This window comes from Alcanivorax borkumensis SK2 (genome assembly GCF_000009365.1).
In the GTDB taxonomy this organism is placed as follows: domain Bacteria; phylum Pseudomonadota; class Gammaproteobacteria; order Pseudomonadales; family Alcanivoracaceae; genus Alcanivorax; species Alcanivorax borkumensis.
Map to the genome: position 1 here is coordinate 1,705,088 of NC_008260.1, position 13,288 is coordinate 1,718,375.

Annotated in this window: 10 protein-coding genes; 3 read left to right on the plus strand and 7 right to left on the minus strand. The window is 54.1% G+C overall.

Features of this window, described 5'->3' with window-relative positions:
- Positions 1 to 60 precede the first annotated feature (60 nt).
- The 6 genes from odhB to sdhC all read right to left on the minus strand — a co-directional run bounded on the left by odhB (position 61) and on the right by sdhC (position 7,815).
- Entirely contained in the window at positions 61 to 1,326 is a 1,266-nt protein-coding gene (gene odhB, locus ABO_RS07750; protein ID WP_011588776.1) for a 2-oxoglutarate dehydrogenase complex dihydrolipoyllysine-residue succinyltransferase, read from the minus strand.
- A 15-nt stretch (positions 1,327 to 1,341) separates the two neighbouring features.
- Positions 1,342 to 4,176 (minus strand): 2-oxoglutarate dehydrogenase E1 component, encoded by a 2,835-nt coding sequence (locus tag ABO_RS07755; RefSeq protein WP_011588777.1) that lies wholly within the window; start codon positions 4,174 to 4,176, stop codon positions 1,342 to 1,344.
- 388 nt (positions 4,177 to 4,564) lie between these two features.
- Entirely contained in the window at positions 4,565 to 5,281 is a 717-nt protein-coding gene (locus ABO_RS07760; protein ID WP_011588778.1) for a succinate dehydrogenase iron-sulfur subunit, read from the minus strand.
- Positions 5,282 to 5,293: 12 nt separating this feature from the next.
- Positions 5,294 to 7,069 carry a succinate dehydrogenase flavoprotein subunit gene (gene sdhA / locus ABO_RS07765; protein ID WP_035460325.1) on the minus strand — a complete coding sequence of 592 codons (1,776 nt, stop codon included), beginning with the start codon at positions 7,067 to 7,069 and terminating at the stop codon, positions 5,294 to 5,296.
- 3 nt (positions 7,070 to 7,072) lie between these two features.
- The gene (gene sdhD / locus ABO_RS07770) at positions 7,073 to 7,444 is read right to left on the minus strand and encodes a succinate dehydrogenase, hydrophobic membrane anchor protein (protein WP_011588780.1); all 372 of its coding nucleotides are present in this window, start codon (positions 7,442 to 7,444) and stop codon (positions 7,073 to 7,075) included.
- Positions 7,438 to 7,815, minus strand: a complete 378-nt coding sequence (gene sdhC / locus ABO_RS07775) for a succinate dehydrogenase, cytochrome b556 subunit (RefSeq protein ID WP_011588781.1) — start codon at positions 7,813 to 7,815, stop codon at positions 7,438 to 7,440. Before sdhC ends, sdhD begins: the two co-directional genes overlap by 7 nt.
- Before the next feature lie 453 nt (positions 7,816 to 8,268).
- Between sdhC and gltA the strand changes: the two genes are divergently transcribed.
- The 3 genes from gltA to ABO_RS07790 all read left to right on the plus strand — a co-directional run bounded on the left by gltA (position 8,269) and on the right by ABO_RS07790 (position 11,903).
- Positions 8,269 to 9,552 (plus strand): citrate synthase, encoded by a 1,284-nt coding sequence (gene gltA / locus ABO_RS07780; RefSeq protein WP_011588782.1) that lies wholly within the window; start codon positions 8,269 to 8,271, stop codon positions 9,550 to 9,552.
- Between the two features lie 351 nt (positions 9,553 to 9,903).
- Positions 9,904 to 11,025: an SMP-30/gluconolactonase/LRE family protein gene (locus ABO_RS07785; protein ID WP_050731509.1), complete on the plus strand. Its 1,122-nt coding sequence runs from the start codon at positions 9,904 to 9,906 to the stop codon at positions 11,023 to 11,025.
- Entirely contained in the window at positions 11,022 to 11,903 is an 882-nt protein-coding gene (locus ABO_RS07790; RefSeq protein ID WP_011588784.1) for an NAD(P)-dependent oxidoreductase, read from the plus strand. The genes ABO_RS07785 and ABO_RS07790 overlap by 4 nt, the downstream gene beginning before the upstream one ends.
- Before the next feature lie 125 nt (positions 11,904 to 12,028).
- On the opposite strand, the gene ABO_RS07795 is transcribed toward ABO_RS07790, so the two are convergent.
- Positions 12,029 to 13,066: an amidohydrolase family protein gene (locus ABO_RS07795; RefSeq protein WP_148201439.1), complete on the minus strand. Its 1,038-nt coding sequence runs from the start codon at positions 13,064 to 13,066 to the stop codon at positions 12,029 to 12,031.
- Positions 13,067 to 13,288 lie beyond the last annotated feature (222 nt).

A 13,288-nucleotide genomic window follows, 5' to 3' on the forward strand; every position in this document is an offset into this window, starting at 1 on the left:
TCATACCGCAGCCACCACGCTTTAGGGGTGTGCTGCAGCATGAAGTACGCAGGCATACATTCAGATATCCAGCAACAGCCGCGCCGGGTCCTCGATAAAGTTCTTCACGGCAACCAGAAATTGCACCGCTTCCTTACCATCGATGAGGCGGTGATCGTAGGATAAGGCCAAATACATCATCGGCAGGATTTCCACTTTACCGTCCACTGCCATAGGCCTTTCCTGGATCTTGTGCATCCCCAGAATGGCCGTCTGCGGCGGGTTAAGAATCGGTGTGGAAATCAACGAACCAAACACCCCACCGTTGGAAATGGTAAACGTGCCACCAGTCATCTCTTCAATGGATAGCTTGCCCTTTTGGGCCTTCTGACCATATTCGATGATCTGTGACTCCACTTCCGCCAGACCTTTCTGGTCTGCGTCACGTAGCACCGGCACAACCAAGCCTCGCTCAGTAGAAACCGCCACGCCCACGTCGTAGTAGCCGTGATAAACGATATCTTCACCGTCAATAGACGCATTCACTGCTGGGAAACGTTTCAGCGCTTCCACGCAAGCCCGGGTAAAGAAGCCCATGAAGCCAAGGCGCACGTTATGGGCTTTCTCGAATTCCGGCTGGTAATGCTTACGCATATCCATGATCGGTTTCATGTTGACCTCGTTAAAGGTGGTCAACATTGCGGAGTCCTGTTGAGCCGATACCAAACGCTCAGCAATACGCTTACGCAAGCGAGTCATTGGAACTCTGCGCTCTTCACGCTCGCCTGGAGCGCCTGGCACATCAAGGGTGGCCGGTTGTTGCGGGGCGGGCTGATTGGCACGTTTTTGCGCCTTGTCGGTGATGACTTTTTCAACATCCCCTTTGGTGATGCGACCACCACGACCGGTGCCTTTAACTTGGTCTGCAGCAATACCATGCTCGCTCATCAGCTTACGAGCGGCAGGCCCCGCCTGATCACCGGAACTATCATCGTCATCGGCAGAATTGTCCGCACTCTCTGACTTTGCATCCTCTTTATGATCCGCTGATGCTTCTTTAGTATCCGTTTCTGCGGGCTTGTCATTACTACTGCCGGCACTGCCGCTGGCGCCTTCATCGAAGGTACCCAGCACTTGCTGGCTTTCCACGGTCTCACCCTCTGCCGCCATGATCTTACTGACCACGCCGTCAGCGGGTGCGACTACTTCCAGCACAACTTTGTCGGTTTCAATATCTACCAGCAGCTCGTCACGCTTCACCGCTTCGCCTTCCTGCTTGTGCCAGGTGGCCACGGTGCCGTCTGCTACTGATTCGGGAAACTGTGGAGCTTTGATATCAGTCGCCATGCCTAATCCTTACTGTTACTTAATCTCGAAGGCGTCCTGAACCAGACGCTGCTGTTGTTCCACGTGCAGTGACATTGAACCCGCCGCTGGGGCGGCCGCCATATCGCGGCCAGCATAATGCACAGGCCCCACGCCCGCTTTCTGCGCTACACGGTACATATGGTGCTGGGAGCAATACCAGGCGCCCTGATTCTTGGGCTCTTCCTGACACCAAACCAGATGTTCCAGGTTAGGGTACCCCTCAAGGATTTCCTGCAAGCGCTGTTCCGGGAACGGATACAGCTGCTCGATACGCACCAGTGCCGTGTCAATCAGATCATCACTATCACGTTTTTCCAGCAAGTCGTAATAAACCTTGCCGGAGCACATCACCACTCGTTTAATTTTTTTGCTATCCAGATCCGCCAGATCATCCAACACCGAATGGAAGGTGCCGTGGGCCAGATCTTCCAGGGAGGACGTCGCCTTCTTGTGACGCAGCAAACTCTTCGGACTCATCACCACTAACGGCTTGCGCAGAGGGCGTACTGCCTGACGACGCAATAGGTGGTAAATTTGGCCGGGAGTACTCGGCACGCACACTTGCATGTTGTGCTCAGCGCACAGTTGCAGAAAACGCTCCAGGCGTGCGGAGGAATGCTCCGGCCCTTGGCCCTCATAGCCGTGAGGAAGCAGCATGGTTAAGCCACACAAACGCCCCCACTTGGCTTCACCAGAAGAAATGAACTGGTCAATCACCACCTGGGCACCGTTGGCGAAATCACCAAACTGGGCTTCCCAAATCACCAATGACTTAGGCGTAGTGGTAGCGTAACCGTACTCATAACCCAGCACCGCTTCTTCAGATAGCAGCGAATCGTAAATGTCGAAACGCGGTTGCCCGTCGTAAAGATGCTGTAGTGGTACATACTGCTCACCGTTTTTCTGGTTATGCAGCACCGCATGGCGGTGGGAAAAAGTGCCACGGCCACTATCCTGACCCGTTAGGCGAATAGCAAAACCCTGATCAAGCAACGTCGCATAGGCCATGGTTTCGCCGTAGCCCCAGTTCAGCGGCAAGGCACCTGCTGTCATTTTGCGGCGATCTTCGAGGATTTTTTTCACCTGACGCTGAACCACAACGCCTTCAGGCGGTGTTTCCAGGCGTGTAGCCAAATCCTGCAGCTTCTTCAATGAATAGGTCGTGTCCCAGTCATCCTCAACCTGGTGGCCAATATATGGAGACCAATCCACAAATAAAGCCTTGTTCGGCTCTCTTACTAGGGATTTGACCACATGATTACCGGCATCAAGCATATCCCGGTAATCATCCACCGTTTTCTGAGCTTCCTGCTCACTGATCACTTTTTCGTTGATCAGCTTCTCTGCATACAGAGTTCGAGTGGTCGGATGGCTTTTGATTTTCTTGTACATCATCGGCTGAGTAGAGGACGGTTCATCCGCCTCGTTATGCCCCGACCGGCGATAGCAGAACAAATCAATCACCACATCCTTCTTAAACTGCATGCGGTAATCCACCGCCAGCTGAGTGACGAAGTAGACCGCTTCTGGATCATCTGCATTTACATGGAAAATGGGTGCCTGCACCATTTTTGCTACATCGGTGCAATACTCGGTAGAACGGGCATCATCACGACGACTGGTGGTGAAGCCCACCTGGTTGTTGATGATCACGTGCAAAGTACCGCCAGTATGAAAACCGCGGGTCTGAGACATCTGGAATGTCTCCATAACCACACCCTGGCCTGCAAATGCCGCATCGCCATGCAACAGAATCGGCACCACCTGTTCTCCACCCTCATCTTCACGACGATCCTGACGAGCCCGTACCGAGCCTTCTACAACAGGCGCCACAATTTCCAAATGAGAGGGATTGAAGGCCATGGCCAAGTGCACTTCACCGCCAGACGTCTGTACGTTGGACGAGAAGCCCTGATGGTATTTCACATCACCGGAGCCATTTTCGTTAAAGCTCTTGCCATCAAACTCTTCGAACAAATCTTTCGGGCTTTTGCCCAGGGTATTCACCAGCACGTTCAAACGGCCCCGGTGGGCCATGCCAATGACCAGCTCTTTGGCGCCGTAACTACCCACTCGCTGGATAATTTCATCCATCAGAGGAATTAGAGATTCACCACCTTCAAGACCGAAACGTTTGGTGCCTGGATATTTACTGCCCAAATATTTTTCCAGGCCCTCAGCGGCAGACAATCGCTCGAGGATATGTTTCTTAATATCAGCGCCATATTCTGGATGACAACGCACCCCTTCCATTCGTTGCTGCAGCCAGCGCTTTTCAGCGGTGTTGACCATGTGCATGTACTCAGCACCCACGCTGGAGCAGTAAGTACTGGTCAGGCAGTCGACAATATCGCGGAGGGTGGTTTCGGGTTTACCGATAAAAAGGTTACCCGTTTGAAATACCGTATCCAGATCAGCCGTGCTGAGGCCATGATGCGCCAACTCCAAATCTGGAACGGACTCGCGCTCCATAATGCCCAGCGGATCCAGCTTGGCCACTTGGTGGCCTCGATTTCGGTAGGCTGCAATCAAATGCAGCACGCGGACCTGACGACGCTCGTGCTCCGTACTGACAGCACCGGCACCAAACTTCTGCACACGCGACCGGTTCTTCGCCTGCAGCAAGAAGTATTCACGCACGGCGGCGTGGGGCACGTCTGATTCGACGGCGGCATCAACACTGGGGAGTTTTTCGAAATAAACGCGCCAGTCTTCCGGCACGGAATTAGGATCGGTCAGGTAGGATTCGTACAGTTCATCGACATAGGCAGCGTTGGCTCCCCCAATATGGGAGGACTGCCATTGGCGCTGCATGGAACTGTCTTGCATGTTAGCTCGTTCCTTCGGCGGGAGGTTGTCACACTCTGTGGCATGAGTAACTGCGACCACAGGGGGGCGACCCTGTTCCCGTACGCTCGTATTTCGGAACAACGCCTTTTAAGCCCTGTTCCACCCATAAGATGCAGCACTCTATCTCACCCATACCGAGTCGGGTCTGGGTAGAAGCCTGCTACCTCTCGTCGAGGGATTACCCCGAACTGCTAGCTAGTGTATCCCTTTTAATTCGGTTTTGTTAGGCACCGAATTCATAAATTAACTTATGACTCTTTCCGAATGTTTCTGCAATTGGCGAAAAGTCGAATAGACAAAAAAAACGACATTTCAAATGCTCCAGATACAAAAAAGGCGACCAGTAAGGTCGCCTTCTTCGTTCGGATCAGATGCCCCGCTCCAACAACATTGAGCGGATATGGCCAATGGCCCGGGTCGGGTTCAATCCTTTCGGACAAACGCTGACGCAGTTCATGATGCCGTGGCAGCGGAACAGACTAAAGGGGTCGTCCAGTTTAGACAGACGCTCTTCGGTCACCGTGTCGCGACTATCCGCCAAGAAGCGATAGCTTTGCAACAAGGCAGCCGGCCCCAGGAACTTATCCGGGTTCCACCAGAAGCTCGGACAGCTGGTTGAACAGCACGCACAGAGAATACACTCGTACAGACCATCCAGCTTTTCACGCTCTTCCGGGCTCTGCAGGCGCTCAATGGCCGGAGCCGGCGAGCTATTCTGCAGGTACGGCTGCACTTTTTCGTACTGGCTATAGAACATGCCCATGTCTACGACCAAGTCGCGAATCACCGGCAGGCCCGGCAACGGGCGCAAGATCAATGGCTTCTTACCTTCCAGAACACCTGGCGCCACCTGAGACAGCGGAGTGATACACGCCAAACCGTTCTTGCCGTTCATGTTCATGCCGTCGGAACCGCATACCCCTTCACGACAGGAGCGACGGTAAGACATGGACTCATCCTGCTCTTTTACCAAAGCAAGGATATCCAGAACCATGAGGTCTTTACCTTGGGTATCGACCTCGTATTCCTTCATACTCGGTTCGCGATCCGTTTCCGGATTGTAGCGATAGATACTGACTTTCATCGTTAGCTCCCCTTAGTAGGTCCGCGCCTTGGGCTGGAAAGTATCAACGGTCTTCGGTTTGAAGTTCACGTCGCGCTTGCCCAGCTTTTTGGCTGTGGGGTCGAAGATGGAGTGGCAAAGCCAGTTCTCATCATCGCGATCCGGGTAATCGTAGCGAGAATGCGCACCACGACTTTCGGTGCGGCCTTCCGCGGCGATGGCAGTCGCTTCCGCCACTTCCAGCAAGTTATCCAGCTCCAGCGCTTCAATGCGCGCGGTGTTGAATGGCTTGCTCTTGTCATCCAAGTGCGCGTTGGCAATCCGCTCACGCAGATCGGCCAGCTTAGCTACACCTTCGGCCATCAGGTCGCCCTTGCGGAACACACCAAAGTGATTCTGCATCACACTCTGCAGCTCTTTGCGCAGTGCGGAGACAGACTCGCCACCTTTGGAGTCATCCCAACGACGAACCCGGGAAAGGGCCTCATCAATGTCTGCATCACGCGGCTCGTATTGCGTCATGCCCTGACGCAGAGCATCTTCAATGTACAGACCCGCCGCACGACCAAAGACCACCAGATCCAGCAACGAGTTACCACCTAAGCGGTTGGCGCCATGTACGGATACACAGGCCACTTCACCCACTGCGAACAAACCGTTCACGAACTGTTCTTCGCCTTCATGGCCACCGGTCAGCTTGAGCGCCTGGCCGTGAACATTGGTGGGAATGCCGCCCATCATGTAATGACAGGTAGGTACAACCGGGATCGGCTCTTTCACCGGATCAGTTTGCGCGAAGGTAATAGCAAGCTCACAGATACCCGGCAGGCGGCTATGCAGCACTTCTTCGCCAAGATGATCAAGCTTCAGGTAAACGTGATCACCATCCGGGCCATCGCCACGGCCGTCCAAGATTTCCATCATCATGGAACGCGCAACAACGTCACGGGACGCCAGATCTTTGGCGTTTGGAGCATAACGCTCCATGAAACGTTCGCCATCCTTGTTGATCAGGTAACCCCCCTCGCCCCGGCAACCTTCGGTTACCAGCACACCAGCACCAGCGATGCCGGTGGGGTGGAACTGCCACATTTCGATGTCCTGCACCGGCAAGCCCGCACGTAGGGCCATGCCCACACCGTCACCAGTGTTAATCAAGGCATTGGTGGTAGAGGCATAGATACGGCCAGAACCACCGGTGGCAAATACCGTTGCCTTGGCTTTGAAGAACACGGTCTCGCCGGACTCGATGTCGATGGCAATCACGCCACAAACATTGCCGTCAGCGTCTTTTACCAGCTCAGCCGCATACCACTCATTGTAGAACTGGGTGCCGTTCTTCAGGTTCTGCTGGTAGAGCGTGTGCAGCAGCGCATGGCCGGTACGGTCAGCGGCCGCACAGGTACGGGCTGCCTGGCCACCTTCACCAAAGTTCTTCGACTGGCCGCCGAAAGGACGCTGATAAATACGGCCTTCTTCAGTACGGGAAAATGGCAGGCCCATGTGGTCCAGCTCATACACCGCTTCCGGACCCACATTACACATGTACTCGATCGCGTCTTGGTCACCGATATAGTCGGAACCTTTCACGGTGTCGTACATGTGCCAGCGCCAATCGTCATTAGGATCGGAGGAGGCAATTGCACAGGTAATACCACCCTGGGCGGATACCGTGTGAGAACGCGTTGGAAAAACCTTAGAAATCAGCGCAGTCTTAAAACCGGACTGAGCCATTTGCAGTGAGGCGCGCATACCTGCACCACCACCACCTACGACGATAGCGTCAAACGTAATAGTGCGAATAGACATGGCTTACGCCCCTCCCCAGATCAAAACAAGACCCCACAGCAGGTAAACAACCAGCGCCAATGCAATTGCCACCTGGGCAATCAAGCGAACACCGGTAGCCGCTTTACCAAAGGTCAGGCTAGTCAGGTAGTCAGTGGTTACGCCCCACACACCAACCCAGGTATGTGCAACGACAGAAATTACCAGCAAGGTATTGGCTATCTGCATGCAGATAGATCCCATGAAGGCTTTCCAGCTGCTGTAGTCAAGGTCACCCACTGTGATCAGGTAGCCCAGCATGCCGATCATATAGACACCGATGATGACAGCGGAAACTCGCTGAATCAGCCAGTCATACAGGCCATTACGCCCCAGGCTCGTTACACTGGTTACCATATCCAGCCTCCTACCAGCAAAATCAATACCACAGAAATGAGGAAAGTCAGCTTGGCGCCACGACGGCCGCCTTCTAAGCTTTCACCAACTCCGGCATCCATAATCAGGTGACGAATACCCGCCACTAGGTGATACAGCAATACAGACAGAATGGCCCATACCACCAGTTTCACCAGCAGTGAGGTCATCATCAGTTCTTTCAGGTCCGCAAAGCTCTCGGGAGACGTCAGGGAGCGATCCAACATCCACAGCAGAATGGGTAGTGCCAAGAAAATGGCAACACCCGTTACGCGGTGAGTGATAGATGCTATAGCCGTGACCGGGAACTTGATCGTGCTCAGATCGAGGTTTACGGGTCGCTTATCGTTCACGGTAGCCTACTTATAGCCGGGCCTCAGTTAAGAGGCGGTTGTCGGGAACTTAGCAGAGTCATTGAGATCAGAACGTGAAGCCTGATCTTAATAATCTGCCCGGGCCGGGGTGGGCCCGTGTGAAACCCCCAGCAGGAGGTTTCTGCCGGGCGGCAGTATATCGCCGCGACTTGCGCAAAACAAACGCTGCGGGTGACAATTATTGTGCAAGCACCGGCTAACGCCTTGATTTACAATGATGCACCCGATGTGAACGTCATTAAATTCTGTTGCACCATGCTAAAGCAAAAACGCCACTGCGGCGTAACAAGCTGTTTACCTTACAAAAGTCTGAGCCACTGGTTCGCCCTTGCGCGTTGACAAAGGTGTGTCAAAACCTTACCTTCCCCCGCGTTTTGGAGGACCTTCCTTACCTTGAGGAACGTTCCCTCGTCCGCCAATGGAGAGATTCCCATGACCGAGAAGAAAGCCACTCTCAAGGTAGAGGGTCAGGACCTGGACCTGCCGATCTACACCCCTACTCTGGGCCGCGACGTTATCGACGTGTCCAAACTGGTAGCCAACGGCGTCTTTACTTTCGACCCGGGTTTCACCTCTACCGCTTCCTGTGAATCCAAAATCACCTTTATCGATGGTGAAGTGGGTAAACTTCTGCACCGCGGCTACTCTATCGAGGAGCTAGCAGGTCAGTCTGAATATCTGGAAGTGTGCTACACCCTGCTGTACGGCGAACTGCCCACCGCAGAACAGAAAGAAAAGTTTGTCAGCACGGTGAAAAACCACACCATGGTGCACGAGCAGATTCGTAATTTCTTCAACGGTTTCCGCCGTGATGCGCACCCCATGGCCATCATGTGTGGCGTAGTGGGCGCCCTGTCCGCCTTCTACCACGACTCTCTGGACATCAACAATCCTGAGCACCGTGAAATCACTGCGTACCGTCTGATCGCCAAGATGCCTACCATCGCGGCCATGTGCTATAAGTACGCTTTGGGCCAGCCTTTCATGTACCCACGCAACGACTTGGGTTATGCGGAAAACTTTCTGCATATGATGTTCGGCAACCCCTGTGAAGAATCCAAGATCAGCCCGACCCTGGCCAAGGCCATGGACCGTATTTTTATCCTGCACGCTGATCACGAGCAGAACGCCTCCACCTCCACCGTACGCTTGGCTGGTTCCTCTGGCGCCAACCCGTTCGCCTGTATTGCTGCGGGCATTTCTGCCCTGTGGGGCCCGGCACACGGCGGCGCTAACGAAGCCGTACTGAACATGCTTGATGAAATCGGCTCACTGGATAACATCGACGCCTACATCGCCAAAGCAAAAGACAAGAACGACCCGTTCAAGCTGATGGGCTTCGGCCATCGCGTTTACAAAAATTATGACCCCCGTGCCACCGTGATGCGCGAATCTTGCCACGAAGTATTGGCCGAACTGGGCGTAAATGATCCGCAGCTGGCGCTGGCCATGAAGCTGGAAGAGATCGCCCTAAATGACCCCTACTTTAAAGAGAAAAAGTTGTTCCCCAACGTGGACTTCTACTCCGGCATCATCTTGAAAGCGATTGGAATTCCCACTTCCATGTTCACCGTAATCTTTGCCCTGTCTCGCACCGTTGGCTGGATTGCACACTGGAACGAAATGATCTCCAACCCGTACAAGATTGGTCGTCCGCGTCAGCTGTACACCGGCGAAGCCGAACGTTCATTCGTTCCGGTCAACGAGCGCAAATAAGCGCTTCGTTATCGCCCGACAAAAAAACCGCCTTCCGGCGGTTTTTTTGTGCCTGCAGATACATCAACCTGAAAAATATTCTTCCAAAGTTCACTAAAAAAACGCGCCTACAAACATAGAAATTACATGATTTGCGCTGCCGCTAATCGACCTTGCACCCCATCATTAACATCCATTCGCCACTGAACATGAAACCCAATACTCACGGTGCATGAAGCGTCCTTTAGCGAAACAGATTTTTCCCACTATCCTAGCCACGTTTATTGCCAATGATTAACATCTTGCATTTGCGTGGCCGCGCCGTGCATGCAAGCATCAGGGCCTCGCTCGCTAACCAATGCAGACCTAATAATGAAAAAAATCATCGCCCTTGCCGTTATTGTTACCCTGGCCGCCTACCTTTTATTCTGGCCCGTCAGCATAGAGCCTGTTGCTTGGCAGGCGCCGAAAGCCCCAGCTCTGGATGGTCCCTTCGCCACTAACACCGCCCTTCGCAACAGCAAAATCATCGGCGAAGATCAGGGCACTGGTCCGGAGGACGTGGCTATCAATGATGATGGTTACCTATACGTGGGGTATGACGATGGCCGCATCGTTCGTTTCGACCCAAACGGCCAAAACCCTGACTTGATTGCCAATACTGAAGGGCGCCCTCTTGGATTGGATTTTTCCCCCTCCGGAGACCTAATCGTTGCCGATGGTTACAAAGGGCTCTTGAGTGTCAGTGCTAGTGGCGCCATCACCATATTGAGTACCAGCGCCAATGGTCTGGACTACCGCTTCACCGATGATGTGGACGTGGATAGCAACGGTATCGCCTATTTCTCCGATGCCTCCAGCAAATTTGGCCCCGCCATGCACGCCCGCGACGACATCATGGAGCACGGCGGCCACGGGCGGCTGTTGCGTTATGACCCGAATACAGAACAGGCCGAAGTGTTACTTGACGGCCTGCAGTTCGCCAACGGCATCGCCCTTTCCCAGAATGAAGACTTCGTACTGGTTACCGAAACAGGCAACTACCGCATCGTTCGCTACTGGCTCAAAGGGGAGAAAGCCGGCAGCCACGATATCTTTATGGACAACCTGCCCGGCATCCCTGATGGCATTTCGGCGAACGGCGAAGGCACTTTCTGGCTTGCCCTATTCAGCCCCCGCAATGCCATTCTCGACAGCCTCTCCGACAAGCCTCTGCTTCGCAAAGTCGCCTTGCGCATGCCCAGCTTTCTGCAACCCCAAACAGTAGCCCACGGCTTTGTACTCGGCCTTGATGAGCAAGGGCAAGTCACTCACAACCTGCAAGATAACAGCGACGGCGCTTTCGCTCCCATCACCAGCGCGGAGCAACACGGTAACACCCTGTACCTGGGCAGCCTCACCGAACCTCGCTTCGCCGCTTTCACCCTGCCCGGCACAGCAACAGCAACAGCAACAGCAACAGCAACAGTCCACGATGGAGCCAACAAACAATGAGCACACTAAACGCGGCTTTTATCGGCCTTGGCACCATGGGCTACCCCATGGCTGGCCACCTGGCCGAAGCAGGCATTGCCATGACCGTTTACAACCGCACGGCCCAACGAGCGCAACAGTGGACGCGCGATTACCCAGGCAGTCACGCGCCCTCCCCCGCAGACGCCGCACGGCATGCGGATCTGGTCTTTATTTGCGTCGGAGACGATAACGATCTACGCCAGGTCACCCTTGGTGATGACGGGGTTATGCAAACTCTCGCCAAGGGCGCTGTTCTTGTGGATCACACCACCGCCAGTGCAGAAGTGGCCCGCGAACTTGATGCCGCCAGTCGCAAACAAGGCAGTCATTTTCTCGATGCCCCGGTGTCTGGGGGCCAACAGGGTGCACAGAACGGCCAATTATCGATCATGTGTGGCGGAGACGAAGCCACCTATCAGCGGGTACTGCCAACGCTGCAACATTACGGCAAAGCCATCAATCTGATGGGCCCGGCAGGCAGTGGCCAGCTAACCAAGATGGTCAACCAAATTTGCGTGGCCGGGCTGGTAGAAGGGCTCGCTGAAGGACTCGCTTTCGCTCTTAATGCGGGCCTTGATGCCAACAAAGTCTTCGAAACCATCAGCCAGGGTGCAGCCGGCTCCTGGCAAATGGTGAACCGCCACCAGACCATGATCGACGACCAGTATGAGCACGGTTTTGCGGTGGATTGGATGCGAAAAGACTTGGATATCTGTCTGCGCGAAGCGGTTCGAAACGGCACACCCTTGCCCATCACTGAACAAATAAACGACTTTTACCGTGAGATTCAGTCCATGGGCGGCGGCCGCTGGGACACCTCTTCGCTACTCCGTCGACTGCAAAAAATCCCCACTTAATAGCAAATATTGCCCTCTTACGGTTTTCGAACCGCTAACGTCTTCACCATGGGAGTCTAATTTTCCACACATTAAGAGCCTGAGAACGAGGAAACGATATTTTTACATCGCGAAGAAGCCATCCATTAAGGGGCGGATTTTGTTGCCCCTTTTGGGGGCACAAGACCATCTGCGGTGCCGTGAGAAAGCTGCTGCGCCACTTTTTTGGGCAGCGCATCAAGCAATGGATCGTATTCTTCCATCACCTTTCCCATGCTATCAAAGTGGCCCACCAGATCCGTTCCCAGGGTAAAGCGGTTCGGAAATTCACGAATGAGCGTTAGCCATTCCTCATTGGGCTCACCGTCATCGATCAAATAGTGGTCTTTAACGCTCCAAGATAAATCAATAAACAGATTGTCATAACGGCTTAGCAGTGCTCGAAGAATAGGCGGCAAGGTACCCAGCGGCCCCTGCCGCTCTTCAATCCCACCACTGGTTCCGGCGTGGGCCAGTAAGAAACGTGTCCCAGGGTGCGCGTCTAACGCTTCTTCCAACTCGCCGAGGTAGATCGGTGTCTCTTCGCGCAATGACGTCAGGTTGCTGTGTAGCAATACGGGCAAGTCGTAACGACCCGCCATCGCATACACCCTCATTAGCGCGGGATGATTCGCTCGAGGCGTCTCGCCTTCGGTCCAGGCGGTAAGCTGATCGTGACGGGTCAGAATTTCCCCCACCCCCTGCCAGAACCCAGGATAACGTTCGATCAAGCGCTCTATCTGCTCGGCGGCGTGCATGTCCGTGGGGTTGAAACCACTGATAAACGGCTGCAGCCGAGCCTGCTGATCTTTCGGTAATGAAAGCACCGCCTGGGCCACAATGTCGTCGGTAGCACTGTAGTAATATAGCGGAGCCTCATCGCCCAGGTAGTATCGCGGGCGACGCGGTGCCTCTGCCTGCCACTTCTTCATCACTGGCAAGCCGAACACCCAGGCGCGCTCCACGCCCGCATCATCCATGGCCGCCATCATCGCCTGCGGTCCCTCACTCTCCTGCATGAAATCCACATAATGCAGGTGCGCATCCGTCCACTGCCGCTGGCCGGCAGTGGCAGCACTGGCACACCCTCCCGCCACAAGAGCCAACAGCACACTCGCACCTAACACCTTGACTCTATTTACCATCCGGCACTCCCAATCCATTTCTCAACCAACCGCACTTTACCGTTGGGTGTCGCAAATGCCACGACTCCCGACAGTGACTCCTGTGGCCGCCGTACGTTCAGAAACATGACACTTTCTTACCTTTGCGCTGAAGCTGACGCCTAGCTGCGACCTTGTATCATTAGGCCTTCACTATGTCTATATATAGACAATTATTAACACATGGTTCACTATTAACCCTAA

Bases quoted from the DNA above. Each gene is read 5' to 3' on its own strand.
- odhB (WP_011588776.1), bottom strand. From the start codon at position 1,326: ATGGCGACTGATATCAAAGCTCCACAGTTTCCCGAATCAGTAGCAGAC.
- ABO_RS07755 (WP_011588777.1), bottom strand. From the start codon at position 4,176: ATGCAAGACAGTTCCATGCAGCGCCAATGGCAGTCCTCCCATATTGGG.
- ABO_RS07760 (WP_011588778.1), bottom strand. From the start codon at position 5,281: ATGAAAGTCAGTATCTATCGCTACAATCCGGAAACGGATCGCGAACCG.
- sdhA (WP_035460325.1), bottom strand. From the start codon at position 7,069: ATGTCTATTCGCACTATTACGTTTGACGCTATCGTCGTAGGTGGTGGT.
- sdhD (WP_011588780.1), bottom strand. From the start codon at position 7,444: ATGGTAACCAGTGTAACGAGCCTGGGGCGTAATGGCCTGTATGACTGG.
- gltA (WP_011588782.1), top strand. From the start codon at position 8,269: ATGACCGAGAAGAAAGCCACTCTCAAGGTAGAGGGTCAGGACCTGGAC.
- ABO_RS07785 (WP_050731509.1), top strand. From the start codon at position 9,904: ATGAAAAAAATCATCGCCCTTGCCGTTATTGTTACCCTGGCCGCCTAC.
- ABO_RS07790 (WP_011588784.1), top strand. From the start codon at position 11,022: ATGAGCACACTAAACGCGGCTTTTATCGGCCTTGGCACCATGGGCTAC.
- ABO_RS07795 (WP_148201439.1), bottom strand. From the start codon at position 13,066: ATGGTAAATAGAGTCAAGGTGTTAGGTGCGAGTGTGCTGTTGGCTCTT.